This window comes from Peptoniphilus olsenii, from assembly GCF_040545475.1.
Taxonomy (GTDB): domain Bacteria; phylum Bacillota; class Clostridia; order Tissierellales; family Peptoniphilaceae; genus Peptoniphilus_A; species Peptoniphilus_A olsenii.
Genome location: NZ_JBEPMA010000004.1, coordinates 156,785 through 183,479, shown reverse-complemented (window position 1 = coordinate 183,479; position 26,695 = coordinate 156,785). Strand labels below are relative to the sequence as shown.

At 29.2% G+C, this 26,695-nt stretch carries 24 protein-coding genes, 1 pseudogene and 1 other annotated feature; of the genes and pseudogenes, 1 reads left to right on the top strand and 24 read right to left on the bottom strand.

Annotated elements, in window-relative coordinates:
* From ABID14_RS05250 to ABID14_RS05160, 19 genes and pseudogenes are all read right to left on the bottom strand, one after another.
* Positions 1-152: replication initiator protein A (locus ABID14_RS05250; protein WP_354367870.1), on the bottom strand; the 152-nt coding region annotated here is incomplete at its 3' end.
* A 692-nt stretch (positions 153-844) separates the two neighbouring features.
* Positions 845-952, bottom strand: a pseudogene (locus tag ABID14_RS05245) (helix-turn-helix domain-containing protein); the annotation flags it as partial.
* Positions 953-1,271: 319 nt separating this feature from the next.
* A complete protein-coding gene (locus tag ABID14_RS05240) occupies positions 1,272-2,495 on the bottom strand; it encodes an oxygen-binding di-iron domain-containing protein (protein ID WP_354367864.1) in 1,224 nt (407 codons plus the stop codon).
* Positions 2,495-3,196: a DUF542 domain-containing protein gene (locus ABID14_RS05235; protein WP_354367862.1), complete on the bottom strand. Its 702-nt coding sequence runs from the start codon at positions 3,194-3,196 to the stop codon at positions 2,495-2,497. The genes ABID14_RS05240 and ABID14_RS05235 overlap by 1 nt, the downstream gene beginning before the upstream one ends.
* A 74-nt stretch (positions 3,197-3,270) precedes the next feature.
* Complete coding sequence (locus ABID14_RS05230; protein WP_354367860.1) at positions 3,271-3,909, bottom strand: Crp/Fnr family transcriptional regulator; 639 nt, start codon at positions 3,907-3,909, stop codon at positions 3,271-3,273.
* Between the two features lie 132 nt (positions 3,910-4,041).
* A complete protein-coding gene (gene rlmD, locus ABID14_RS05225; RefSeq protein WP_354367858.1) occupies positions 4,042-5,328 on the bottom strand; it encodes a 23S rRNA (uracil(1939)-C(5))-methyltransferase RlmD in 1,287 nt (428 codons plus the stop codon).
* Positions 5,328-6,140, bottom strand: coding sequence for a CvfB family protein (locus ABID14_RS05220; protein ID WP_354367856.1), 813 nt, complete (start codon positions 6,138-6,140; stop codon positions 5,328-5,330). Before ABID14_RS05220 ends, rlmD begins: the two co-directional genes overlap by 1 nt.
* Positions 6,131-6,703 (bottom strand): hypothetical protein, encoded by a 573-nt coding sequence (locus ABID14_RS05215; RefSeq protein ID WP_354367854.1) that lies wholly within the window; start codon positions 6,701-6,703, stop codon positions 6,131-6,133. Before ABID14_RS05215 ends, ABID14_RS05220 begins: the two co-directional genes overlap by 10 nt.
* Positions 6,704-6,758: 55 nt before the next feature.
* Positions 6,759-8,147, bottom strand: a complete 1,389-nt coding sequence (locus ABID14_RS05210) for a VanW family protein (RefSeq protein ID WP_354367852.1) — start codon at positions 8,145-8,147, stop codon at positions 6,759-6,761.
* A 2-nt stretch (positions 8,148-8,149) separates the two neighbouring features.
* On the bottom strand, positions 8,150-8,791 hold the full coding sequence (gene nth, locus ABID14_RS05205) for an endonuclease III (protein ID WP_354367850.1): 642 nt from the start codon (positions 8,789-8,791) through the stop codon (positions 8,150-8,152).
* 14 nt (positions 8,792-8,805) lie between these two features.
* The gene (locus tag ABID14_RS05200) at positions 8,806-9,087 is read right to left on the bottom strand and encodes a DUF503 domain-containing protein (protein ID WP_354367848.1); all 282 of its coding nucleotides are present in this window, start codon (positions 9,085-9,087) and stop codon (positions 8,806-8,808) included.
* Positions 9,088-9,163: 76 nt separating this feature from the next.
* Positions 9,164-9,658: an acyl-CoA thioesterase gene (locus tag ABID14_RS05195; RefSeq protein WP_354367846.1), complete on the bottom strand. Its 495-nt coding sequence runs from the start codon at positions 9,656-9,658 to the stop codon at positions 9,164-9,166.
* Positions 9,651-10,574 carry a pseudouridine-5'-phosphate glycosidase gene (locus ABID14_RS05190; RefSeq protein ID WP_354367844.1) on the bottom strand — a complete coding sequence of 308 codons (924 nt, stop codon included), beginning with the start codon at positions 10,572-10,574 and terminating at the stop codon, positions 9,651-9,653. Before ABID14_RS05190 ends, ABID14_RS05195 begins: the two co-directional genes overlap by 8 nt.
* Positions 10,571-11,644 (bottom strand): PfkB family carbohydrate kinase, encoded by a 1,074-nt coding sequence (locus ABID14_RS05185; RefSeq protein ID WP_354367842.1) that lies wholly within the window; start codon positions 11,642-11,644, stop codon positions 10,571-10,573. The genes ABID14_RS05190 and ABID14_RS05185 overlap by 4 nt, the downstream gene beginning before the upstream one ends.
* 288 nt (positions 11,645-11,932) lie before the next feature.
* Positions 11,933-12,535, bottom strand: coding sequence for a thymidine kinase (locus tag ABID14_RS05180; protein WP_354367840.1), 603 nt, complete (start codon positions 12,533-12,535; stop codon positions 11,933-11,935).
* A 16-nt stretch (positions 12,536-12,551) separates the two neighbouring features.
* A complete protein-coding gene (locus tag ABID14_RS05175) occupies positions 12,552-13,151 on the bottom strand; it encodes a peptidylprolyl isomerase (RefSeq protein ID WP_354367838.1) in 600 nt (199 codons plus the stop codon).
* Between the two features lie 14 nt (positions 13,152-13,165).
* The gene (locus ABID14_RS05170; protein WP_354367836.1) at positions 13,166-14,527 is read right to left on the bottom strand and encodes an MATE family efflux transporter; all 1,362 of its coding nucleotides are present in this window, start codon (positions 14,525-14,527) and stop codon (positions 13,166-13,168) included.
* 15 nt (positions 14,528-14,542) lie between these two features.
* Positions 14,543-15,298 carry a type I methionyl aminopeptidase gene (gene map, locus ABID14_RS05165; protein WP_354367834.1) on the bottom strand — a complete coding sequence of 252 codons (756 nt, stop codon included), beginning with the start codon at positions 15,296-15,298 and terminating at the stop codon, positions 14,543-14,545.
* A 1-nt stretch (position 15,299) separates the two neighbouring features.
* Entirely contained in the window at positions 15,300-16,187 is an 888-nt protein-coding gene (locus tag ABID14_RS05160) for a tetratricopeptide repeat protein (RefSeq protein WP_354367832.1), read from the bottom strand.
* A gap of 90 nt (positions 16,188-16,277) precedes the next feature.
* Here ABID14_RS05160 and mnmL point away from each other — a divergent pair, with 90 nt between their 5' ends.
* Positions 16,278-17,216 carry a tRNA modification radical SAM protein MnmL/YtqA gene (mnmL, locus tag ABID14_RS05155; protein WP_354367830.1) on the top strand — a complete coding sequence of 313 codons (939 nt, stop codon included), beginning with the start codon at positions 16,278-16,280 and terminating at the stop codon, positions 17,214-17,216.
* Between the two features lie 24 nt (positions 17,217-17,240).
* Here the strand turns inward: mnmL and ABID14_RS05150 are convergent, their stop codons facing one another.
* The 5 genes from ABID14_RS05150 to ABID14_RS05130 all read right to left on the bottom strand — a co-directional run bounded on the left by ABID14_RS05150 (position 17,241) and on the right by ABID14_RS05130 (position 26,687).
* On the bottom strand, positions 17,241-18,584 hold the full coding sequence (locus tag ABID14_RS05150) for a butyryl-CoA:acetate CoA-transferase (protein WP_354367828.1): 1,344 nt from the start codon (positions 18,582-18,584) through the stop codon (positions 17,241-17,243).
* 27 nt (positions 18,585-18,611) lie between these two features.
* Complete coding sequence (locus ABID14_RS05145; protein ID WP_354367826.1) at positions 18,612-21,548, bottom strand: UvrD-helicase domain-containing protein; 2,937 nt, start codon at positions 21,546-21,548, stop codon at positions 18,612-18,614.
* A gap of 74 nt (positions 21,549-21,622) precedes the next feature.
* The gene (ileS, locus tag ABID14_RS05140; protein WP_354367824.1) at positions 21,623-24,724 is read right to left on the bottom strand and encodes an isoleucine--tRNA ligase; all 3,102 of its coding nucleotides are present in this window, start codon (positions 24,722-24,724) and stop codon (positions 21,623-21,625) included.
* A gap of 49 nt (positions 24,725-24,773) precedes the next feature.
* Positions 24,774-24,963, bottom strand: a binding site (T-box leader).
* The gene (locus tag ABID14_RS05135; RefSeq protein WP_354367822.1) at positions 24,963-25,373 is read right to left on the bottom strand and encodes an RrF2 family transcriptional regulator; all 411 of its coding nucleotides are present in this window, start codon (positions 25,371-25,373) and stop codon (positions 24,963-24,965) included. Its footprint overlaps the feature before it by 1 nt.
* Before the next feature lie 39 nt (positions 25,374-25,412).
* Positions 25,413-26,687 carry an NAD(P)H-dependent oxidoreductase gene (locus ABID14_RS05130; protein ID WP_354367820.1) on the bottom strand — a complete coding sequence of 425 codons (1,275 nt, stop codon included), beginning with the start codon at positions 26,685-26,687 and terminating at the stop codon, positions 25,413-25,415.
* Between the last annotated feature and the right edge of the window lie 8 nt (positions 26,688-26,695).

The following is a 26,695-nucleotide window of genomic DNA, read 5'->3' as shown; positions in this document are numbered from 1 at the left end:
TATGAAAGACCCATTCGATTAAGCATATATGAATACAAAACTTTAGCTTCAATAGAAATGCTCTCAAAAATCTCATCTTCCATTAATACCATAGGCAACCTAATGAAGTTATACATTTCAGATTGCCTATTATAAAAATAATCAAAATTCATCCTTACCTCCTTTCTTTGAAATAAAAAAAGAGCAGCCTTATTTAAGCTACTCTTGTAGAAAGTATAAAATGGGTTTTATCTTATTATATTTTTCTTTGTGTCTCCTCATACCAGTTGCAAAACTACTCTTACGTCCATGTAGTTTTTTTGAGTCTTTTTGACGTATCCTTCTTCATCTTTATCGAAGACAAAATGCTTATAAAACTGCTTAAAATGCAAGATTTCTAAATTTATATCTTTTGTATCAACGCTATAGTCTCCACATGGCTTGAGTGGTCAGTATGGATAAAATTTAATTTTTTTAAAAAGCCTCGTATGTGGGAATAGGTTAATCAATAAGCATCTTATAAGACATTATATCATTCTGAAGCAAAGAAAAAACAGCCCAAAAAAGAGCTGTTTAGATTATTATTTTCTTGTTTTAGTCGCATTACTTATATTAGATGGCCTACAAACATTCCTAATATAGTTGATGTAGACGGTATTTGATGGATAACTTTTGTACTTTTATTTGATATTTGCTCAGGGGACCAATGTTCGTTAATCTTTATAGTTAAATAATCAATAACATCTTTAGATAATTTACTTTTCCTATAGCAGTCTTTCCTTCTATCAATATATTTGTCGTTTGCCTTTATTGGGAAATACTTAGTATAATCTCCACTACTATTTTTTATTTTAGATGAATTTCTTTAAATTTCTCGAGATATTGTACTAGATGGCCTTTTAATTACTTGTGCAATTTTCCTTATACTCATTCCTAAATTTAAAAATTGATAGATACAAGCTCTCTCTTCTTTGGTAAGATGGTTAAACCGATCCTTTTAATATGTTTTGTTTGGTCACTTACAAATTAACACAGCTGATTAGCTATGAGTTTATTTTATGTTACACTTGTTATGATAAACTATCTATTTAAAAAACTGTTGAGGTTGGTATGTTTATTCATACCCCCAACAGTTTCTTTTGTTCCCATCTTTATAAAAAGTAAATAATATTAGAATTTGTAAGTCGCTACTGCAAATAAATAACGGTCTAGCCAAAATACATCATTTTCAATAAGATAAGCTAAAAATATCCTAATAAAAATTAATAAAGTCTTAACTAAATCTTAAAATATTACTTGTTTTGATATTCTTTTTTTTCAATAACCGATGCTTCAAGTAAAGATTTAGAGAATTTTTCAGTTTCCTTCAAAAATTCATCATCCGGCATCCATGAAGCTTTTATTTCCTCATCAATAATTTGGAATCCTGCTTTTTCAAGCTTATCTCTCAATATCTTATTTCCTTCACCAGACCAGCCGTATGATCCAAAGACACCTGCCACCTTATCTTTGAATTTAAGTTCTTGAAGAAAATGTAGCCACCCAGATATAGTAGTAATCGCAGACCTACCAACTGTTGGCGAACCAACAGCTATTGCTCTTGACTTAAATACTTCTGTCATAATATCGTTTCTGTCCATTTCAGCTACAGACAAAACTTTCGTTCTAGTTGATGGAGAAATCTCTCTTATGTCATCTGCAATTTTATGAGCGATTTTCTTAGTTGCTCCCCACATAGAGTCATAAATTATAGTTACTTGATCTTCTTTATAGGCATCTGCCCATTCAGCATATTTATTAACTATCTCAAGAGCATTTTCTCTCCAAATACTACCGTGACTTGTTGCTATAATATCTATTGGCAAGTTCATGGCTACAATTTCTTCAATTTTCTTTTTTGCAAAGGATGAAAAAGGTGTCAAAATATTAGCATAGTATTTCATAGCCTCATTCCAAAGAATAGTTGGGTCTGCTTTGTCGTTGAATAATTCACTTAATGCATAGTGTTGGCCAAAGGCATCGTTAGAAAATAAAATGTTATCTCCTGTCATATAAGTTGCCATTGAGTCAGGCCAATGGAGCATTTTCATTTCTACAAACACTAATTGTTTGCCATTTCCTATGTCTACAGAATCTCCAGTTTTTACAACCCTATAGTCCCATTCTGGATGGTGGTATTGGCCAATAAGAGATTTTTTGCCATTGGCAGTACAATAAATTGGTGTATTGGGAATTTCCTCCATTATTTGCACTAATGAACCTGAGTGATCAGGTTCTCCGTGATTTATAACTATATAGTCAATTTCATTTAATTGAATTTCTGTTTTTAAGTTCTTTACAAATTCTTCTTTATGAGGAGTCCATACAGTGTCAATTAGTACCGTCTTTTCTTCTTGAATCAAGTAAGCATTTTGACTAGACCCATGGTGGACAGAATATTCTGACCCATGAAATTCCTGAAGTTCCCAATCAATTTTTCCAACCCAATATACGTTGTTTTTTATTTGTTTTTTCATTATTTTCCCTCCATATTTCTATATTTTTCAAATATTATAGAGTTTTCTTTAAAAATATGCACAAAAACGTCTTTTACTAATTCTTCTAACAAATCAAAAGTATGGATATATGTTCTGCAGGCATCTTTTGGTGCTCTAAACCAATCTGTCAACTCAATCATTTCTTTGATCAAATCCCCCGCCTTTTCATGGTCATCTTCTAAAGCTTCAACTTCTCTAATTAAATCCTTAGTCGGATACTCATTTTCAAGCATCAACGGGAAAGTAATTTTTTCCTCTTTAATAAAGTGTTCTTCCAATTCTTTCTTAAGAGTAGCAAAAAGTGAATGGAGCTTACTCAGGTCTTCTCCATGGTGTTCAAAATGAACAGATAAGATTTTATTTAATAAAGGATCAATTTCAAATAGTAAATTTCTTTCTTTTTCATGGTGATCAATTAATATAGAATCTATCATCTCCCCTAATCTAAGTTCTTTAAAATCATCTAAGTCTATAATTTCTTTTTCTTTGGGATTACTATTATCTAGTCTATCTTGAATTTTTCTAACAAGGATAATAGGATCTATATTTTTTTCTTTTGCAACATCTGCAATGGTCATATAGCCATTGCAACAAAAATCGATTTTCTCCTTATTAAAAAAACCAATCATATTGCTATCCGCCTTAACTACGTCTTCTATCTTAGTATGAATATCTATCATTTAGCCCTCCTTTTTACTAGCTAATTATATTATAAAGGAAGATTTTATAATTTTCTGTATTATATATCACACTTTTACATATTTGTTAACTTAATTAAGGCAACTAGATTTTTAATTTTTATCTTTTTATAAGCAGTGTTTTCTATATATCCCTCTTTTTCCATTTGAGACAATTTTCTAGAAACAGTTTCCCTAGTCATATTTATGGACGAAGCAATATTCTCTTGATTGAGACTTATATAGCCATCATTTGTCAACCCCGCTCTATATACCAAAAATGCTCCTAGTCTAGTATATGAATCTTTTATAGACAAAATTTCTAAAAGTTTTTCGGTTTCATACAGTTTTTTGCTTAGTGATCTTATCAAGTTTAAAGAAAAATCATGGTCTTTGATTAAAATTTCCCTAAGAATCGTCTTATCAATTTGACAAATCCCTGTATTTTCTATTGCAACTCCATTAGATGTATAGGAATTATCTAAGAAAATTGAATTTTCTCCTATAATGTCACCTTCCACATAAATTTTACTAATACTTTCTCTCCCCTCATCATCATAGGTTAAGGATTTAATTTTCCCATACCTGATTATAATAATTTTATCTACTATATCTCCATTAAAAAATAAACTTTGACCCTTTTTTAAATCCTTATGAACTGCTGATAAATAAATATTTTTTAATTCATCTACACCAAGCTCATTAAAAAGTTTCATTTTAGAGAGACACTCCCCTTTTTCCTGACAATAATTACAAGTTTGCATTAGTTGCTCCTAATTTAATTTTTTATATAGCAAATTTTTTCGTTGTATCTAAAATTCTATTTACCTACATTTACTAGCATTTTACTATTTTCTTGACATCAATACTACAGTCTCCACGTGCACAGTGTTTGGAAATAAGTTAACTGGTGTTATTTCTTCCACTTTATACTTTTCTTTAAGGAGATTTAAATCTCGTGCTTGTGTTGATGGATTACATGAAATATATATCAATCTTTCTACTGGATTATCTATCAAAAATTTAACTAGGTTTTCGTCTAATCCTTTACGTGGTGGATCTACTATTATTTTGTTTGGTTCTATATGTTCGTCTTCTTTTAGTTTTAAGATTATTTCTTCTGCTGCTCCTTCTATAAATCTGCAATTTAATTTATTATTTTCTGCATTTTTGCGGGCATCTTCTACTGCTTGTGATAATATTTCTATTCCTATTACTTCAGCTCCTTTTTTAGCTAAGCATAGTGATATAGATCCAACGCCACAGTATAGGTCATAAATTTTATCTTCCGGTTTGATATCTGCATATTCTATTGCTTTTTTGTAAAGACTCTCTGTTGCAGGTATATTTACTTGGAAAAATGATTTAGGAGAAATTCTAAATTTTAAATCCATTAATTTTTCTTCTAAGTATTCTTCTCCAAATATTAGTTTGAATTCATCTGAGTATCTTGTTTTACTTTTATTATGACAATTTACATAAAAAGATTTTACATTTGCTTCAAGTAAGTCTCCAATAATTGATTTTACGTTTAAATTCTTCTTATTTGTTACGAGAATTAGCATTATTTCATCTTTGTAATTTGTTCTAATTCCAATAGTTTTTAAATCCTTTAGATATTTGAATTTAGAAACTATATTTAATACTTTATTGGCTGAGTCTTTTTGCATCAAGCAATAGTCTATTTTTGTGATATTTCTAGAGTTTTTTTCATAAAGTCCAATTATTCCATTTTTAACTTGAAACTGCATATTATTTCTATATTTATAATTTTCTGGTGATGATAATATTTCTTTAGGTTGAAGTGAAATTTTACCTAATTTATTTATGTTATTTTTTACTAAATCATGCTTCCAAGCTAGTTCAACATCATCTTTTAATTCTAGAAAATCACAACCTCCACATTTATCTGAGTATGTACATGGGCTATTTTCTCTTTTATTTGATTTTTTTATTATTTTATTAATTTTTCCGTTATAGTAATTCTTTTTCTCTTTGGTTATAAAAAAATCAACTTCGTCTCCGATTATTCCTCCGTCTAAAAATACAGGGACCCCGTCTATTTTGGTGATGCCCCTACCTTTATAATCAAAATCTTCTATTGTTCCTATTACTTGGTTTTTGTTTTTAATCATTATCTCAACTCTATTTTCTTATCGTAGATATCAATTAGTTTTTTCTTATAAAGTGATCCTATTGCTCTTTTATATGCCTTTTTAGATAGTCCAGTAATATCTTTTATAAGTTCTGGATCTGATTTGTCTCCAAGTTCTAATACTCCATTATTTTCTTCAAGTAATTCTAGTATTTCATCTGCATCAGCATCCATTTGTTTGTAGGCTTTTTGTCGAAGTGTCAGTGTTATAAAGCCATTTTGTAAGATTCTTTGAACTCTTGCTTCTACTTCATCACCAATGCGATAAATTCCTTTTAATTCTTCCCTAGGTATCATTCCATCATATTTATTTTCGATGGCTACAAAGGCTCCTGGTTTGCCAATTCCATAAATAGTTCCTTTGACATAATCATTAACCTTAAAATTTTCATTCGTCTCAAGTTTTTCTTTAATTTTCATCGTAAATGCAAGCCTATCACTTTTGTCGTGATACAAATACATCAAATATTCTTCCCCAACTTGAAGTCTTCCCATGGATTCTGAAAATGGTAAAAATACATCTTTATCTGTGCCATTATCGACAAAATATCCAACTTTAGCTTTATCTACTACTTTTAATTTTTTTAAATCTCCAACTTCGGCATATGGTTTTTTAAGTGTTGCTTCATAATCTTCGTGTCCATTATAAACAAAGGCTTCAACTTCATCGCCTACTTTTAGTTTTTTGCCTTCACCTTTATTTAGTATTACTTTTTTCGTCCCATCTGTTACATATATATTTCCTTTTTCTATTGATTCTACTTTTAAATCTTGTATTTTCCCTAAATCCATGCTTTCTCCTCTATTATTTTCTTTCCTATTTCTGGCAACTGCTCATACATCTCGTCCAAAATTGCATAATCTATATTTTTTATAAAATCTACTGCATAGTATATAAATGCAGGATGCTTTGCTAAATTCATAAAAATTTCTCTTGCTGTTCTTACTTCAATTAACGGATAATAATTTGTAATTAACATTCCAAATTTTACACACTCTTCTACTTTTGAATCTCGCATTAATAGTATTGATAATCCAATTAATTTATCTTCTGAAAATTCTATTTTTTGGAGCAAATGTGTCAAAAAATTTCTTTCTGCTTCTATTGCTTTATTATTTCTAAAAAAATTTTCAAATTCTTCTAATGCGTATTTATCTTTAGCATAGTAATCGTCAACTGCTTTATTTATCTCTTTGGTGGATATATGTTTTATTAAATTATTATTCTTGGATATCTCAAGTTCATAACTGCCATCAGATAATCCTAAGTTATTGTATTGCGCTTGATTAAAATCAGTATCCAATAATTTTTTATAAATAGACTTTTCTTTTTTAAAAAAATTAAATAATTTCATATCTGTATTTTATCACACTTTTGTTATAATTAAAAAAGAGTGCATCAATAGCACTCTAATCTTCATCAGTAGTTTCTTCTTTGTCATTTTCTCTAGTGCCTATGACTACTACTCTGTCTTTTGGAATATAATATGAGTTCGTTATTTTCTCAGTACTTATAATTTTTCCATCTTTTATTACTTCTTTAAATGTCTCGTAAGAATATCCCTTAGATCCAGCCTCTTTAACTACTTGATCTCCTTCATACATATTATCAGAATATCGTGTGATTGTATTAGGATTAACTACTCCAAGAAGCTTTGGCACCATTTTAACTGTATAATCTCTATCTTTAGAATTGCCAAAAATTTTAAAACTCAAATTATCTCCATTCGCTATAGCCTGTATTAAAATAGGATTATTAGTATTGTTTTTAAATTTCAAATCTTTATAATCGCTCACTACAGCAGCATCAGTGCCAAGTTTTACATAATTAATGGGCCTTGAATGATTATGTCTTTCTACTATTTCTAAATCGCTCATCACAAGTGAATTATAAAGTGTAGTCGATACTTGGCAAATACCCCCGCCTATACCAGACTCTGCATTGCCTCCAATTATGACAGTCGCTTCCTTAAATCCTTTATCTGCAGTTACATCTCCTACTACATTATTAAACGATATCTCTTGTCCTGGTTCTACTTTTAAATTATTAAATTTAGAAGATGCAAGTCTAATATTTTCTTTTCTGCCTTTAGATGAAGATGAATAATTAGTCTCAAAATCCGCATAAACTTTATCAATTCCAGCGTAATAGTTTGACTTAACATTAGGCTCTGTACTATAAACCGGAAGTTCTATTTTATCTTTGTTTATAAAATCTTCTCCCAAAATTTTACCAAATTCATCATTATCCATATATCTTCCAATTTTTTCTTCAATAATGTCTACACTGCCGTCGCTATTTTCTTTTATATAAGCATCTTCTGGTTTTATATAGATTTTTTTATTTAAATCTAGAATAACTTTATCAAGCGAATCTCTATTTAAATCTCCATCAGCGATTATATTATTGCTAAATATTGGTCCAAATACTATCTGGAAAAAGTTTTTTATAGAACTTTTACTTCTTCCGATTTCATAAGCTTTATCAGCAGCTTGTTCTAAATCTAAAGTATATCCAAATTGTTCTAAACTAACTGGATAACTTTCATCATTAAAAGTGAAATTAATTATATGGGCTGCTATTTTTTGATCAGTTTCTTCTTTTACTTTTTTTATCGCTTCATTTTTTGACATATGAGAAACTGAAATTCCTTCAATTTTAACACCTTTGTGTATATTTGAATTGTTCTTTTCTATAGAGTAAAAAATAAGAGAAACTAATATCATTGCGAGAACAATTCCTGAGGCAACTAAAAATCTTCTATCTATATCCTCTATTTTAGATTTTATACTTTCCATTACTATTTCTCCCCATAATATTTGCAAATTTCATTTACACTACATACTTCACACTTAGGGTTTCTTGCTGTACAAGTCCTTCTACCATGAAAAATAAAAATGTGATGGGCCTTTGTCCATCTATCTTTGTCAATAATCTTTTGTAAAGCTTTTTCTGTATCCGATACATTTTTCTCATCAACAAACCCGATTCTATTGCTTACTCTAAAAACATGTGTATCCACAGCTATAGCTGGAACTCCAAAACAATTTGATGCAACTACATTTGCTGTCTTTTTACCTACTCCTGGCAATTTCATCAACTCATTAATTGTATTGGGTACTTTACCAGCATAGTCTTCAAGAATAACCTTACTTGATGCTTTTATATTTTTAGCTTTATTTCTAAAAAGTCCACATTCTCTAATAAGATTTTCCAATTTTTTAATATCCATATTAGCAAAATCTTCTGGTTTATTATAAGTTTTAAAAATTTCTGAAGTGACTTTATTAACTCTTATATCAGTGCATTGTGCCGATAGAATTGTAGCAACTAAAAGCTCAAAAGGAGTAACATGAACTAATTCACATTTCGCATCAGGATAATTTTTCTCTAAAATATCTAAACAAAGATCTGCTTCTTCTTTTGTGAGCAAATTACTCAACTAATCACCATATCCTAAAGTATTTCTTTTTCTATATTTATAATTTCAATTTCGCTGTAAGATGACATAAATCTTATGACTTTTTCCATAGTACTATCTACTATTTTAGTATCATTAGATACTACAGAAAATCCAATAACAGCTTTTTGCCACTTATCATTTTCTGCTACTTCTGAAATAGAAATATTAAATTTATTTTTCGATTTATCTATTATGCTTTTAATTATTCCTCTTTTTTCTTTCAAAGAATTAGAGTCATAAATTAAAATTTCACAAGTACAAATTCCTACTATCATATTTATAATTATAACATAGTTTATGAGAATATATTCATTGTTATAAAAGAAAATCCGGGATTTAACCCGGATAATTTTAGTAATTACAATTTAAATATTTTTGTATTCTTTCATTTTCTGTTCTTCTAAGTTTATTTATTTTTCTTCTATTTTCAAAACCATCTATTATAATTTTTTCCTCATCATTTTCAGGAATTATTCCAGGGATTGAACCCGGTTGTACTTCTTTTGCTTTAAATGTCAGAAAACAAGTTGCTACAATTTCTTTTTCTCCCGTCATAGAAACTTCACGATAAAACTTAGTAAAAGTTTCTACAGAAGTGTTGCCCACACCAGAAACTATAGTAACTGCAGTCAAGAAATCTCCTTTGTATGTTGGTTTTATAAATTGTAGTGAGTCGCATGATACTGTTGCAATTCTACTTCTTAGATGCCTCAAAATTGTTGTTCCAGAATTGTGATCTGCAATATCAAATAAAACTGGACCATATAAAGTTCCACCAGAATTTATATCTTTTGGCATTATTCCATAGGTATAAATTGTCTTTGACTCTGAAGTTTTTTTATTCATACAGATATTTACTAACCTCCGCACCAAGTCTTGCATTGTTTTTAACGAGAGCAATATTTGCTTCTAAAGATTTACCTTCAGTCGCTTCCAAAACTTTTGTTAAAAGAAAAGGAGTAGTTTCTTTTCCATAAATATTTTTATCTTCTGCTTCTTTAAGTGCAGTTTCTATCGCCGAATTAATTTTATCTTCATCCATTGAATCTTTTTCTGGAATTGGATTTGTTAAAAGTATACCGCCTTTTAAACCTAGACTCCACTGTGTCAATGCCGCTTTTGCAGCCTCTTTAGGATTATTAATTTTATAATCTACTTTAAATTCACTTTTTCTAGTGAAAAATGCCGGCATATATTCTGTTTGATAACCAAAAACAGGTACTCCCTTAGTTTCAAGATATTCAAGTGTCAAACCGATATCAAGTATTGATTTACATCCTGCACATACAATCATAATATCATTGGCTGCAAGTTCTTCTAAATCACGAGAAATATCAAAAGTTACTTCTGCATTTCTGTGAACTCCGCCGAGCCCACCTGTTACAAATATTTTAATATTAGCAAGTCGTGCTGCAATTATAGTAGATGCAACTGTAGTTGCTCCATTTAATCCTTGTGAAACAATATATGCAAAATCTCTTCTTGATGTTTTTATTATATCTTTTGATGTAGCCATAAATTCGATTTCTTTATCTGTAAGGCCAATTTTTATTTTGCCACCAATAATTGCAGTAGTAGCAGGTACAGCCCCATTTTCTCTTATAATTTCTTCACAAGCTTTTGCTGTTTCTACATTTTGTGGATATGGCATGCCATGAGAAATTATTGTTGATTCAAGTGCAACTATTGGTTTATTTTGTTCCATAGCTAATTTTACTTCGTCACTAAATTCTAAATAATTTTTTAAATTGTCAAAGTTCATTTTAATTCATCCTCCAAATTTTTTAAATTAATTTCATCTGAACTGGAACTATCGCTTTTGAGTGCTATTCTAGACATAGCTTGTGCAATGTCTAATCTTTTGTTTATATCATAATCATTAAAAATTCCATAAATATATCCTGCCATAAATGCATCTCCAGCACCACTAGCATTTACAACTTTTAAAGGTTTTGCTTTTTTAAATATAATATTATCTTTGTCAAAATAATACGCACCTTTTTCTCCGAGAGTAATTACAATGGAATTTAGACCTTTATTTATTAAAATTTTACCAATTTCTTCAATATCAAAATTGTCATTATTGTCACATTCAGCTAGAGCTATGGCTTCGTATATATTTACTTTCAAAAAATGTATTTTATCTAATATATTTTTTAATTTTAAAACTTTCTTTGTTGAAACACCGTCAATTAAATATTTTGCATTTACGTTCTTGTAAATGAAATCAAGAGTTTCTATATCTAAATTTGTATCAAGTACTACGAACTTAGCATTTTCCAATATAATTTTGTTCTTTAAGATATATTCTTTATCTAATTTTTTTAATAATTCCATATCGCTAATTGCAACAGTCATATCTTTGTTATCATCTAATACTGCTAAATAATGTGGAGTAACACCTTTGGACATCAACATTTTTGAAGTATCAACATTTAACGAGTTTAATTCATCATAAATTTTTTTACCAGCATCATCTTCTCCTAACACTGATAAAAATGTTGTATTAACTTCAAGCCTTGCGATATTTTCACATATATTTCTTGCAACTCCACCACTAGAATATTTAATAATACCTGGGTTAGAATCCCTATCTTTTAAACTATCAAAACTATAACCAATTATATCCATATTGCAACCTCCAACAATTGCAATATATTCTTCTTCACGCAATATATATCCCCTACCAAGTATAAATCCTTGATTAAATAAATTGTTTATATGAGAAGACACACCCGAGCGAGTTATATTAAGTTCTTGAGCTATCTCTTGTTGTGAGATTGTTGGATTTATTTTAAGCAATTCAATAATTTGCTTCTCTCTAGGAGTCAAATAATCACCTCTAGTCTTTTGATTATATTATAAGTAATTGATTATATTGTGTCAATATTCTCTTTTATGATTTTTTAATTATAAAGTATAAAAATCATAAATAAATTTAAAAAAATTGGAACCTATAATAGTCCTACACCAGTAAAGTTCCAATTCTTATTTTAATTTTTTTGTATCAAATTGCATAAATTATTAAATCAAATTTTTTAATATCAATCTAATTTTAAATATATTTTAATATTAATTTGACATTTTTTAAAAGTTTAACACTTTATAGATTAATATTATTTAGATGAATTTTTCTTGATTCTTATTTAACTTGTCAACTCTAATTGCTTCTTTGTAACAAGTTCTACAAAGTGGTTCATATTCTTCTACTGCTCCCAGCTCAACTCTCTTATCACTTTGAATTTTTCTATGAGAAACCCAAGCATCAGCTCCACATTTTTTACAAACTGCGTGATGCTTATTTAAGTAGTCGGCTTTAGGCATTAGTTCTTTTACTATTTCAAAAGGATGAGCTGTATAATCCATATCAAGCCCTGCAATTACAACAGTAATTCCCATTGACAAAATCTTTTCAATATTTTTTAGTACTTCTTCAGGTTTATCTTTTAAAAATTGAACCTCATCTATTCCCACTACTTGAGGTGAATTTTTTTCTACTTCCTTTAAAATATCAGAAGATGACTCAACTAATTGTGCTTTTAAAGATATTTTATCATGTGTAACAATCTCTTTGTGAGAATATCTTTTGTCGACAATTGGCTTAAACGCCATTACTTTGTAATTTGCAATAGAAAATCTTTTTAAATCTTTTTCTAAAGAACTTGTCTTTCCAGAAAACATAGACCCAGTATGAATTATCATTCTACCTTTATATTGATGCATATACTCCTCCAGTTAATTAAAACTCTTCAATTGTTGCAAACTCAATTATAATTTCATTAACTGGTTTATCCATAAATCCAACTTTAGTGCCAGCTATGTCGTCAACAACGTCCATTCCTTCAAAAACTTGTCCAAAAACTGTATGTTTTCCGTCTAACCAAAAAGCTCCACCTTTTTCTCTGTATCCAGAAATAACATCATCACTATACCCACCATTAGAACCAACTTCTCTCATTTGTGAAAGTATATCATCAGAAATTTTATCTCCTTGGACTATAAAAAATTGTGATCCATTTGTATTCGGACCAGAATTAGCCATAGAAAGTGCACCTCTAAAATTTCTATAATTTAAATCAAATTCATCTTCAAAAGGCTTCTTCCAAATGCTTTCTCCACCCATTCCAGAACCAGTAGGATCTCCACCTTGTATCATAAAATTATTAATTACCCTATGAAATATAATCCCATCATAATATTTATCCTCTATTAATGATATAAAGTTTTCGACTGCTTTTGGTGCAGCTTCTGGAAATAATCTTATTTTTATTGTCCCTTTATTAGTATTTAATACTGCTATTTTTTCACCTTTTTTAGGTTTATCAAATTGGTTTAACATAAAATCTCCTTTCCTTAAAAACTATCCATACCTATTTTAAATCCTTCTGTCTTTTTTCGCAAACTTAAATAAATTATATTTAATACTATACCCTTTAAAACCGAACTAATTGTCATAGCCGCCCAAACGCCCAAAATACCAATATATGGCATTAATATAAAAGCGATTGGAATTCTTAAAATATTTAAAATTACCGCATTAATTGCAGGATATTTTGTGAGTCCAAGTCCATTTAACATACCTGTGGTTCCTATTTCTAAAGCCATAAAATACTGAGATAAAGACAGAATTTTTAAATAATCTATTCCAGCTATTACAGCCTTTGGATCATTAGGTATAAATATAGAAAAAAGTTCTTTTGAAAAAATAAATAAAATTAAAGTAGCAGTAATCCCTATTAAATTAATAATTTTCAAACATTCTTTTCTTCCATCTTGCAATCTGTCGAAATTCTTCGCACCATAATTTTGTCCAAAAAATGCAGAAAAGGCCACTGCAAAACCTTCAGAAGTCATCCATGATATTGATTCAATTTGAGAGCCAATTGAATATACAGCAGCATACATTGCACCGAATGAAGCGATATATTTATTTAAAATTATTCCAACTGTTGCATGAATAACTGATTGTAAAGATGCAGGCACTCCCAGTTTTAAATGATTGATAAAATAAGATTTAGATGGTAATTTAAAATAATTTACTCTTACAAAAATTTGTCTATTTCTATAACCAACAAATAAATATAAAAATGTAGCTATTGCTTGTGCAATTACTGTAGCAAATGCTGCTCCAGCTACTTCTAGTCTAGGAAAAATTGAAATTCCAAATATCAATATAGGATCTAATATTATATTAAACACCAAAGCTATAATAGCTATTTTAAATGGAGTTATTGAATTACCCTTTGAATAAAAAGAAGAAGATAAAACTGGATTTAAAAAAGAAAAAATTAGACCTATGGAAATTATAAATAAGTATGTAACAGCCATATCGTGTACTTCTTTATTAAATCCATAAATTCCAATTAAATTATCTTTAAAAACTATATATATAATTGATAAAATTAAGCAGATAAATAAATTTAAATAAAACCCACTTACCCAAACATCTTCAGCTTCTTTATTATTTTTTCTACCATAGGCTTGTGCAAGACCAACGGATATGCCAGTTTTTGAAATAAGTGTAATCGCCTGGACCATCCATATATAAAAACCTCCTGCACCCACAGAAGCTACAGCATCAGTAGACAAGCGGCCAAGCCACATTAAATCTACTAGCTGATAGGCCATTTGGACAAAAGCAATTCCCATGAGGGGCATCGCCATTTTTAGAAGTATTTGAAAAATATTTCCTTTTAATAAATTAGTTTCCCTCATATTACCTCACTATTATCAACAATCACCCTGATCTGTAATTATTATTGGTCCATTAGAAGTTATTGCTATTTGGTGTTCATACTGAGCAGATAGTGACCCATCTAAAGTCCTAGCTGTCCATCCATTAGAATCTATTTTTAATTCTTTTTTACCCATATTAATCATCGGCTCTACAGTAAAGACCATTCCTTCTTGTAATCTCACACCTCGACCAGCCTTGCCATAATGTAGAACTTGCGGATCTTCATGCATTTCACGTCCAATACCATGACCTACAAATTCTCTTACAACAGAATATCCATTACTTTCAGCGTGCTCTTGCACTGCATGTGAAATATCACCTAATCTATTTCCGAGTACTGCTTTTTCAATTCCTTTATACATGGACTCTCTTGTTATTTTAAGTAAATTCTTAGCATCATCACTTACATCTCCAACTTCATAAGACCATGCAGAATCAGCTAACCAATCATTATAATTTACAACCATATCTACTGTAATTATATCTCCGTCCTTTAAAACATATTCCCCAGGAAATCCGTGACATATTTCATCATTGACAGAGGCACAAATAGAATATGGAAATCCTTCGTATCCTTTCTGTTCTGGAGTGGCATTGTGCTTTAATAAAAATTTCTCTACAAATTTATCTATTTCAATTGTTTTTACACCTGGTTTAATAAAGTTTCTGAGTTCATGGTGAACTGCAGCCAATATTTTACCTGATTCTTGCATTTTTCTTATTTCATCTTCTGTCTTTATAATTATCATTTTATATTTCACCTACTATATCAATTAAATCTGGGTCAGTGCTCGCCCATTTTTTAGCATCACTATTTATATTTATGGCACTTTTTAATTCTTCTATTGCTTCATCTGTTTTATTGATTATACTTAGGACACAAGCTTTATTATAATGAAGATTCACACTATTATCATGTCTTCTTAGACCTTCATTTAATATTTTTAAAGCTTCTTTATAATTTTTCTCTTCTATATAAATTGCTGACATATTCAAAAATAAATAAGGACTAATAAAATTATCAATAGCTTTATAATAAACTTTTAGTGCCAAGTCATTTTTATTCTCTTTCTTGTATAAAACTCCTCTATTAAACAAGGCTCTACCATAACTTGGATTAACTTCAAGCGATTTTTCTACATAGTTTTTTGCCAATTCATCTTCATCTAATACCTCATATATAGAACCTAAATCATTTAAACTAATAAAATCATCAGGTTTAATTTCTATTACCTTTTTTAAATGATAAATGGCCTCTTCTACATTTCCTATCTTGTCATATAGATGAGCTAAATAATAATGTGCCCTATCATAATTTTTATCAAGATTTATTGCTTTTTTATAATTTTTTATTGAATAATTTAAATCTTTACCAAGAAATTCACCTGTCATGGCTAAACCATAATAAGCTCCAGCTTGTTTTTCTATATTTAAAATTATTTCATAATAATTTTTTGCTTTTAAAAACTCTTCCTCTTCTATCGCAAGATCAGCAAGTTCAAACAAAACCGAAATTTTTTCATCAGAATTAGATGCATAATTATAAGCCTTTTGTAGAGAATTTTTTGCACGCAAAGTATCTCTCTCAATTAAAAAATCTTTTGACAATATTAAATAATTTTTAAATTTTGTGTCCATTTTTCATCAACTCGCTTTATACATTATATAATATTTTATTAAAATCTTCATCTTTAGTGGTAATTTAGTATAATAATAATTGGTGATAATATGAGAAGATTTTTATCTTTTAATGACTTTTTTAAATCATATTTTGACGGCAAAACGGTAAAATTGTCATTAGATGCAGGATTTACATGTCCAAATAGAGATGGCACTCTTTCTAATAAAGGATGTCTGTTTTGTACTGATAAGGGCAGCGGTGAATTTGCAGGTAAAAGAGAAGATGATTTAGATATTCAAATTAATAACCAAAAGAAATTACTTCAGAATAAATGGAAAGCAAAAAATTATATTGCATATTTTCAAAACTTCACAAATACTTATGGAGATTTATATAATATAAAAAAAATATATAATCAAGTTGTAAACCGCAAAGATATTGCTGGAATTTCAATAGCCACAAGATGTGACTGTTTGGATACGGAAACTTTAAAATATTTACAAGAAATCTCCAATGAGAAACTAATGTGGCTCGAACTTGGTATGCAAACAACTAACGAAAATACTCTTAAAGTAATCAATAGAGGTTATACTCACAAAATATTTGATGAGAAAATTAAAGAGTTAAAGGAAAAAGAAATTTTATTTTTAATCCATGCAATTTTTGGGCTACCTTATGAAAATAAAGATGATTACTTAAATACTATTAATTATATAAAAAATATATATCCTTTCGGTGTTAAATTCCATAATTTATATATTTGTAAAAATACATCAATATATCATATGTATCTAAATAAAAGTTTTAATTTAATTAGTAAAGAAGAATATATATCCACTGTAATTTACGCAATCAAACAAATGCCACCAAATACAGTAATTCATCGTATAACTGGTGACCCTAATAAGTCCACTCTTTACAAACCCAATTGGTGCGGTGATAAATTATCCATTATTTCTGAAATAGATAAAAGACTTAAACTGGAAAATATTGATATTAAAACTGAAAAAGATATAAAAATAGCTGTAGACTATTGGAAAAAATAAGTCCACAGCTATTATATTTATATATTATCTCTTGTTTGAATTTCTCCAAACATTCATTTTTTCAGCTTCTTTTATTAAATCATCTCTAAATTCTGGTGCAGAGATATTAATCAAGCCTTCCGCTCTTTCCCAAGTTGATTTTCCTTTGCAATTGAATTTACCATGTTCAGTTACAATCCAATTTGTATTAGGTCTTGCAGCTGTAATAGCAGAACCAGTATCGAAATTAGGAACAATATTTGATACGCTCTTACCTGTCTTCTTATTAGTATAAGTTGAAGGTAGGCAGATAAATGATTTACCACCTTTAGATAGATAAGCACCTAATACAAAGTCAAGTTGACCGCCAGCTCCAGAAATATGTCTATATCCAGAAGATTCAGAACTTACTTGGCCAAATAAATCGACATTAACTGCAGAGTTAATAGAAATAAAGTTATCCAATTGAGCTATAACTCTTGCATCGTTTGTGTAATTTACTGGTGCAGCCATTACAGCAGAGTTATTATCCATATACTCATACATTTCAGCTGAACCAGCAGCGAAACCATAGGCTTGTCTAAATCTGTCAATATTTTTCTTTGCTCCAGTAATCTTTCCTTTTTTAGCTAGTGCAACAAAAGCATCTACATACATTTCAGTGTGTACACCTAAATCTTTAATGTCAGACTCACCAATCATTAAACCGACCGCATTTGGCATTCCACCAATTCCAAGTTGTAATGTTGCACCATTTGGAATTTCTTCAACGATTTGTTTTGCTACAGCTTCATCTACTTCGTTAAAGCCTCCTTTTGGAAGTGTTGCAATATCAGGATTATCTCCCTCAATTATATAATCAACCTTCTCAATAGAAACCTCATGTTCAAAACCACCTAAGCAAGTTGGCATCTTTTCGTTAATTTCTAAGATGACTATATCAGCCTTTTCAACTACAGCATAAAGATGTGAAGCATTAAGTCCAAAGTTAAACATACCATGTTTATTCATTGGAGTAGTTGTGATAACAGCAATATTTACTTCACAATTTTCTCTATACCATTTTGGTAATTCTGAATATCTTAAAGGAGCATAAAATCCGCCTTGAGTTGTATTAATTCTAGATCTATCTGGTCCACCAGCATGCCAAGAGTTCCAAACAACTTTTTCACCATCGGGATCTTTTTTAAATATTTCAGGTACCCACATTAGTACCCCGCCTCTAACTTTAATTTCGTTTAATTCATCAAGTCTTTCTGCTAAAGCGTGATCAAATGCTACAGGTGTACTTGCTCCCCATGCATAATCAATCCACATATTATCCTTTACCATTGCTGCAGCTTCTTTTGCAGTTATTAGCTTTGAATTATATTCATTTCTAAAATCCATGACCTTTCTTAAATCCTCCTAAATATTTTATAAATAATCATCATAAATGATGTGTGACCTAGTAAATTCTATGAAGTCTGAAAACTCTTTCATGAATGATACTATTTCAGACTCATCAATATCTATACGCAACTTATTTCTACCCCTAAGGTCGTAAATATATGCACCTTTTACTTTTATATTATATAAAGATTCAAATATTTTAGAATAAATTAAAACTTGTGGCCTATATGTTTCTATCAAATAGTTTTCATCTGCTTGATTCGTTTTTAAATCAACAATATAATAATTGCCATCAATTTTTACTACAGAGTCAATATATCCTTTTACCAAGTATCCATTTAAATTATAATAGAATAACAACTCTTTGTAAATGACCTCATCTTCTTCCATCAACAGATAGTTATGGCAAAGTTCTTTAACAAGTTTAATTTTATCAAAAGTTAATTCTTCTTCAAGAGATATAAACGTTCTTTCTATAAAATTATCTATATCTTTCTCTGATGTAGTATTTTTACTATAATATTGTGCAAAATAGTGAACAATAGTGCCTAAAAGCTTTGGATCTATAACTCTATAACTATTATTTCCAATTGTATAATCGTCTATTCCCAAAAAATATTTATTATAAAAGTCAATAGGACTTCTTCTATAATTTAAATAATCTGAAACAGTATAGTATTCTCGGATTCTATAGTCCTTTCTGTTTTGAAAATTAATCAATTCAAATTTATTATCATTTTTTATATTTTTATCTATATCTTTATATTTATATTCATCTAATTCTACTCCAGAGCTTTTTATCATAGAAAAGTAGGACCCACTAGAAGCTTTTTTAAAATTTCCAAATAATACTAATTCTTTTTTTGCTCTTGTCATAGCAACATATAAAATCCTTTTTTCTTCTTCTTTTTGAGTTTCTTGAATTTTACTAATAATAGAATTGTAATTTGAAACTGAATAATCAGATTTTATTCCAAGTCCTAAATCTTCATCAACTATTATTTTATCTCTTATTGTCATTATTGGGTTTTTGTCCATATTTGCGATTATCACAACCTCATATTCTAATCCTTTAGATTTATGAATAGTTAGGACATTAATACCTTTTTCAAGATCATCAAACTCTTTCAAATCAAGATAATTTTTATATAATCTAAAATCATCGCCGTATTTATTGACAAATTCCTCAGTAGTTTTTTGAAGTTCAAATATATATTCATATTCTATTTTGGTTAAAGTCCTTATATTGTGAATCCAGTTCGCAATAGCGGCTACGATTTCATCTAAATGCAATTTATCTTTATCTAAAATTAAATTATCTATAAATCTAATAAATTTTTCTAATCTTATATTATCATTAATTCTTTTCATTTTATCAAAAGAAATATCATTAGATAATAAAACTTCTAATAAATCTGAAAAGTATAATTTTAAAATAGGTTCATTTAGTAGTGATAATAATTTTATATTATCTTCGGGATTATACACCACATCTATAATTCTAGAAATAAGATTTAAAATCTCAATTTGCTTTAGGCTCTTGCTTCCAGTATTAAAACTAATATCTTCTTTTTGAAGTAGTTTCGTTATTTCGATTACTTGATTATTACTTCTCGTCAATATAGCAATATTTTGAATTTTGTATTCTTTCAATAAATCTTTTACAAGAATAATTAGACTTTCTAAATCTTCACTTGGATACACACTTATTTTTCCATTTGTATCTAAATTTGACTCAATAGGTTCGTAATAGTTCATTAGGCTTTTAAAAATTTCATTGATTGTATTAATTATTATTAAATCAGTTCTATAATTAATATTCATATTTAAGGTTTGGCCCGATTCTTCAATCTTATTTGCAAAATCAAAATATGATGAAATATCAGATCCTCTAAATCCATAAATAGACTGTTTAGGATCACCTACGATAAATAAATTAGATTTTTCAAAATATGATACGATTTTATTTTGTAATGGATTTGTGTCTTGGTATTCATCTACTAAAATATATTTATACTTGCTTTTTAAATGCTCAGCGATAACTTCTAGCTTGAGCAGCTTTGATGTATAAATCATTAAATCATCATAATCAAGAAAATTTAAATTATTTTTTAGTTCATGGTATTTATTATCAATTTTTTTAAAAATAGTGATTATTATTTTATAATATTCGTAATTTTTATTCTCATAATCAGAACGAAGGTCATTAATTTGAAGTTTAATTAAGTCAATTTTCTCAGAGAATTTTTTTGAGTTGCCTAGATTTTCTTCTATTAAATCTAAATCTTCGCTCGTGATATCTTTTCCACTAATGATATTATTGAATTCTTCAGTATTTTTAAACTTTTTAAATTTTCCTGCGGTTATTATATTAGACAAAGAAATAAGTTCTTTAACCAAATCTTTCTGAGAATAAACTAATTCTCGAGGTTTTACTGTTTTATAATAAATATCTTCATATTCTAAGTTCATATTTTTAAATTTATAATAAATATCTTTAAAAACCTTAATCTCTTGAAATACCGATGACTTGAAATCAGTTAAATATTTAAAAAAACTTCTATCTTTACAATTTAATAAAATGCTTGTAGTTGCTTCTTCTAATAATTTATCTGCATTCTCTTCTTCAATAATTTCAAATTTTGGATTTAAATTTAAAATTGATGAATATTCACTTACAAGTTCTTGACAAAATGAGTGAATAGTTTTAATGTTTAGCTGATTTTCATCAAAATGAATATCGCTATTTATAAGTTCATCAGAAATTCTAGAACTCATTTCTTCAGCAGCTTTCTTTGTAAAAGTTATCGCTAGCACTCTATCTATATTATTAGTTTTTTTGACAATATTTACAAAACGAGTAGTCAATACTCTTGTTTTCCCTGTACCTGCTCCAGCTATTAGATTAATATTGGTATCTAGAGAATTAACAGCTTGTTTTTGTATATTATTTAATTCCATAAAATTCTCCATATTAAAAGCCCAAGAAAGTCTCGGGCTTTATTTGTAATTTTGGCAAATTATTCCATAGCTAATTATGCTTTATTAATCATTATCTTTATTTCATGACCATTTAAATCTTCTACATCAGATTCAAAATCGGTATTTTCAATATTAATTGCCAATGTTTCAGTTTTTATAAAATCAAGATTTTCATTTAAAGCAGTAGTAACTTCTTCATCTGAGTTAAATTTAATAACTATATTATCTAAGATATCTAAGTCATTTTTCTTTCTTAGTTGTTGAACTTTAGATACAAATTCCCTCACATATCCTTCATTGAGAAGTTCTTGATTTAGGTCCGTGTCAAGTATTACAAACAAATTATTTTCCATTTTTACATCAAACCCTTCTTTGGACTTAATATTGACTTGAATATATTCCTTTGTAATATCTGTTTCTTCTCCATTTAAAGTTAGCTTTACGCTGCCTTTATTCAATTTATCTAATAAGTCTTTTGAGTCAACTTCTTTTAAAACTTTACCAAATTCTTTAACTTTAGATCCTAGTATGCTACCACATACCCTAAAGTTAGGTTTAAGTTCAAAATTCATATATTTAGATAAATTTTCTTCGAATACTACTTTCTTAACATTCAATTCTTCTTCAATTAATGAAGTTAAATCATCAATAATTTCTTTGTATTTTCCGTCAATGATAACCTCTGATAGTGGTTGTCTTACTTTGATTTTAGCCTCTTCTCTCGAAGCTCTTCCAAGAGTTACTAAATCACGTACAAGATCCATCTTTTCTTCAACTTTATCATCAATTTTTGATTCATCTACAACTGGATAATTAGCTAGATGCACAGATTCTTCATCAGTTAATGACTTAAAAAGTTCTTCTGACAAGAAAGGTACAAATGGAGCTATTAATTTTGATACTCCTAATAATACATCATAAATTGTTTTGTATACAGCAAGTTTTGTATCATCCTTATCAGTTTTCCAAAATCTTCTTCTGTTTCTTCTGATATACCAATTAGAAATATCTTCAATTACAAAATCTTGAATTTCTCTTACAACTTTAGTAAGCTCAAATACTTCCATATCTGCTCTTACATTTTTAACTAATCTATTATATTTTGAAATTAACCACTTATCAATTTCTTCTAAATCTTCATATTTAATATCATATTTACGAGGATCAATATCATCTGTATTGGCATATAAACTAAAGAAATTGTAAATATTTTTTAAAGATCTGAAAAATTTAGAATCTATTTCTCTAAGACCATCTTCATCAAATTTAGTTGGTGCCCATGGTGGTGAAACATAAAGTAAATACCATCTAACTACATCAGCTCCAAATTTATCAAATAATGCAAAAGGAGCCACTGTATTTCCTCTTGATTTAGACATTTTCTTGCCCTCTTTATCAAGAATAAGGTCGTTTACAAGTACATTTTTATAAGGGCTTTTGCCAGTCATATAAGTTGATATTGCAATTAGTGAATAGAACCATCCTCTAGTTTGATCAATTCCTTCACAAATAAAATCTGCTGGAAATAATTCATCAAAATTATCTTTGTTTTCAAACGGATAATGCCATTGAGCAAAAGGCATAGATCCAGAATCAAACCATACATCAATAACATCTGGTTCTCTAGTCATTTCTTTGCCACAGTGTGGACATTTTAAATGCACATCATCTACATATGGTCTGTGAAGTTCAATATCTTCTGGGACTTCTTCAATTGCTTTCTTTCGTAAATCTTCTATAGACCCTATAGATTCAGTATGACCACATTCACATTTCCAAATTGGAAGCGGTGTTCCCCAATATCTTGAACGTGAAATAGCCCAATCATTTAAGTTTTCAAGCCAGTTACCAAATCTTTTTTCTCCAACAAAGTCTGGAAACCAATTTACTCCTTTATTATTTTCAATTAGTTTTTCTTTAAATTTAGTTACTTCTATATACCAAGAAGGGTGAGCATAGTAAATTAATGGAGTGTGACATCTCCAACAATGTGGATAATTATGATTTATTTTTTGTTTCGAAAATAACAAATCATTATCCATCAAATAATGAAGAATATCATGATCAGCATCAATTACAAATTGTCCTTTCCAAGGAGTATCTGTAAATTTACCTTCTTCATCCACTGGTTTAATCATTGGTAAATCATATCTTCTTCCAGTTTGGTAGTCATCTTCACCAAATGCTGGTGCAGTATGAACAATACCTGTACCATCTTCCGTAGTTACATAATCAGCTGTTACTACAAAAAATGCTTTTTTATCTGGAGTTAAGAAAGGTAAAAGTTGTTCATATTCAATATATTCTAAATCTTTTCCAGACATTTTTTCTACAATTTCATATTCTCTATCTTTAAAAACTTTATCAGCAAGAGTTTCTGCAACATAATAATAATTCCCGTCATCAAGTTTTGCTTTTACATAATTAACTGTTGGATTAACAGCAAGTGCAATATTTGATGGTAATGTCCAAGGAGTTGTTGTCCATGCTAAGAAATATTCATTTTCTTTATTTTTCAATTTAAATCTACAAGTTGCAGTTGTAGTCTTAATATCCTCGTAACCTTGAGCAACTTCATGAGATGCTAAACCAGTTCCGCATCTTGGGCAATATGGAACAATTTTATGTCCTTCATAAATTAGACCATCTTTAAACATTTTATCTAAAATATGCCAAACTGATTCTATATAATTGTTTTCTAGAGTTATATATGGATTATCCAAATCTATTAAATAACCCATTCTTCTAGTTAGTTCACGCCATTCTTTTTCATATTCAAAGACAGATTCTTTACATTTTTTATTAAATGCCTCTACACCATAACTTTCTATATCTTGTTTATTGTGTAAATCTAATTTCTTTTCAACTTCAATTTCTACTGGAAGTCCATGCGTATCCCAACCAGCTTTTCTATTAACTTTATAACCCAACATTGTGTGATATCTACATGTTAAATCTTTTAGAGTTCTCGCCATTACATGGTGAATGCCAGGTTTGCCATTAGCAGTAGGAGGACCTTCATAGAAAATATAATTTTCGCCACCCTCTCTACTTTGCACAGATTTGTGAAGTAAATCTATTTCATCCCAAAATTTTGAGATTTGTTCTTCGCGCTCACTTACGCTTGTTTTTGATAAATCTTTGAACTTACTCATATTAACTCCTTTACATTATTTTTAATATAAAAAAACCCCTTCTCTCTCGAGAAGGGACGACTTTGCCGCGGTACCACCCTAGTTATAGGTATCTATCACTTAAAATTATAACGTAATTACCGTAAAGACTTTTAATCTTTAAACTCCAAGGTGATCTTTGCGAAATAAAACACAGTTTTTCACCAACCAACTGCTCTCTAAAGTTTTTTAGGTCGCAACGTCCTCTTCAAAATTTTTATTAAACAAATTGATCCATTGTCTTGCTCTTGAATAAATCAATAAGTTCATTTTGGAATTCACACAAAGTATTATGAAAATTACAATGCTTTATGCCCTCAGCATTGTATCTATTACAATATTTATCTTCACTGCTCAAACATCTATTGATTTCAATAGGACCATCTACAGCAACTACTATATCATAAATTGATACTTCTTCTTTCGGTTTTTTTAAATAATATCCGCCTCTTGCTCCTCTTTTTGCTCCAGTTATTCCCGCTAAATTTAATTTTCTAAGTATACGTAAAGTAAATCTTTCAGTAACCTTTTCAGATTCAGCTATTTTAGGAGCTCCAATAACTTCATTTTCATGTCTAGCTAAGTGGCTTACAATTCTAAAAGCATAGTCTGTTTCTTGTGTTATTCTCATTTTATCACCTATTCTATACTATTTTTTTATCTCTGTCAATTAGTTAAAATAGTCATCTTGCAACTTTCTAACTTTAACAATGCTTGATTCCTCATTCAAGCTTATATCATCATATGTTAAAACTGTTCCCTTTTTTATGTCACGCTTAGCAAAAGCTCCATCGGTAATTATCCCTATTGGTACATGAGAGCCATCTTTTTGATACTTGCTAGTAACAAGCTTCCCAAATATCATGTAACCACCTATTGAATCAAATAATTCTCCCTCTTTAATATCTCTTTTTGCAATAGCTATTGTCTCAGCAACAGGTGCATTCTTAGGTGCAATAGTAGAATCACCTAAAACTACAGCTCTCATTATTGAAGAAGGAGTCTCTAAACTTGTCAAATGGTAAGGTCTATAAATAGCAAAATTAGGACCATCCCCCATTGAAAGATATTTCATCTCTTCTGTTATAAATTCGTTTTTTGCTTTCACAATTGCAAATACACCAGGAGCTATCCCAGAGGCAAAATCAACTATCCCATATGAATTTAATATTCCGCCCTCAGATTCTAATTTAAAATCATTTGCAATATTTTTTGGAGTCGTATCAACAAAATGACAACCAGAAACATCTGGAACAAAACCCACTGCATTACAAACTGCATTTAATTCCATCATTGTATTAGTTCCATCTACAAAAGATGTGAGCATTCTAGGATTTACGCCTTTTTTAACAGCTTCAACTTTTAGTTCGTCAGGTGTAGCAAAATTATCAAGTTTATTATTTTTACCTTTACCCAATACTAGAACTTCAAATCCGCAATATTTAGCAAATTCATAGACATCAATTATTGCACCAGGTTCATCACCAGAAGAACCAGAATAGACAATTCCTGCTTCATCTGAAAGTTTTTTAAGATATGGACCAACAGTTGCATCCATCTCAACATTAAGGCTCACAACATGAACTTTTTCTTCAATAGCTTTTAAAGTCAGCATCGTACCCGCCTCAGTATCACCTGTACAATCGACTACACAATCTGTAAGCGTTGCAGCGAATAATATATCAGTTGTTATTACATATTTATTATCATCAAGTGCATCTTTAGCTTTTAATAAGTCATTAGTGAACAAGAATTCATCTTCTTTAACTCCAGCAATTTTTAAAGCATTGTAAAGTCCTTCTTTATTTCTAGTTGCTAAAACTGCCGCACCAAAGTTTTTGCTCTGTACTATCTCACAAAAAAGTGATGTACCCATTAACCCTGTACCAACAATACCAACTCTTATCTTACCGAATTCATTCAATTTATTTTGTAAGTAAAACATATGTCCCC

Bases quoted from the DNA above. Each gene is read 5' to 3' on its own strand.
- ABID14_RS05240 (WP_354367864.1), bottom strand. From the start codon at position 2,495: ATGAAAAAACAAATAAAAAACAACGTATATTGGGTTGGAAAAATTGAT.
- ABID14_RS05235 (WP_354367862.1), bottom strand. From the start codon at position 3,196: ATGATAGATATTCATACTAAGATAGAAGACGTAGTTAAGGCGGATAGC.
- ABID14_RS05230 (WP_354367860.1), bottom strand. From the start codon at position 3,909: ATGAAACTTTTTAATGAGCTTGGTGTAGATGAATTAAAAAATATTTAT.
- rlmD (WP_354367858.1), bottom strand. From the start codon at position 5,328: ATGATTAAAAACAAAAACCAAGTAATAGGAACAATAGAAGATTTTGAT.
- ABID14_RS05220 (WP_354367856.1), bottom strand. From the start codon at position 6,140: ATGGATTTAGGGAAAATACAAGATTTAAAAGTAGAATCAATAGAAAAA.
- ABID14_RS05215 (WP_354367854.1), bottom strand. From the start codon at position 6,703: ATGAAATTATTTAATTTTTTTAAAAAAGAAAAGTCTATTTATAAAAAA.
- ABID14_RS05210 (WP_354367852.1), bottom strand. From the start codon at position 8,147: ATGGAAAGTATAAAATCTAAAATAGAGGATATAGATAGAAGATTTTTA.
- ABID14_RS05200 (WP_354367848.1), bottom strand. From the start codon at position 9,087: ATGATAGTAGGAATTTGTACTTGTGAAATTTTAATTTATGACTCTAAT.
- ABID14_RS05195 (WP_354367846.1), bottom strand. From the start codon at position 9,658: ATGAATAAAAAAACTTCAGAGTCAAAGACAATTTATACCTATGGAATA.
- ABID14_RS05190 (WP_354367844.1), bottom strand. From the start codon at position 10,574: ATGAACTTTGACAATTTAAAAAATTATTTAGAATTTAGTGACGAAGTA.
- ABID14_RS05180 (WP_354367840.1), bottom strand. From the start codon at position 12,535: ATGCATCAATATAAAGGTAGAATGATAATTCATACTGGGTCTATGTTT.
- ABID14_RS05175 (WP_354367838.1), bottom strand. From the start codon at position 13,151: ATGTTAAACCAATTTGATAAACCTAAAAAAGGTGAAAAAATAGCAGTA.
- ABID14_RS05170 (WP_354367836.1), bottom strand. From the start codon at position 14,527: ATGAGGGAAACTAATTTATTAAAAGGAAATATTTTTCAAATACTTCTA.
- map (WP_354367834.1), bottom strand. From the start codon at position 15,298: ATGATAATTATAAAGACAGAAGATGAAATAAGAAAAATGCAAGAATCA.
- ABID14_RS05160 (WP_354367832.1), bottom strand. From the start codon at position 16,187: ATGGACACAAAATTTAAAAATTATTTAATATTGTCAAAAGATTTTTTA.
- mnmL (WP_354367830.1), top strand. From the start codon at position 16,278: ATGAGAAGATTTTTATCTTTTAATGACTTTTTTAAATCATATTTTGAC.
- ABID14_RS05150 (WP_354367828.1), bottom strand. From the start codon at position 18,584: ATGGATTTTAGAAATGAATATAATTCAAAGCTAATAACTGCAAAAGAA.
- ABID14_RS05145 (WP_354367826.1), bottom strand. From the start codon at position 21,548: ATGGAATTAAATAATATACAAAAACAAGCTGTTAATTCTCTAGATACC.
- ileS (WP_354367824.1), bottom strand. From the start codon at position 24,724: ATGAGTAAGTTCAAAGATTTATCAAAAACAAGCGTAAGTGAGCGCGAA.
- ABID14_RS05135 (WP_354367822.1), bottom strand. From the start codon at position 25,373: ATGAGAATAACACAAGAAACAGACTATGCTTTTAGAATTGTAAGCCAC.
- ABID14_RS05130 (WP_354367820.1), bottom strand. From the start codon at position 26,687: ATGTTTTACTTACAAAATAAATTGAATGAATTCGGTAAGATAAGAGTT.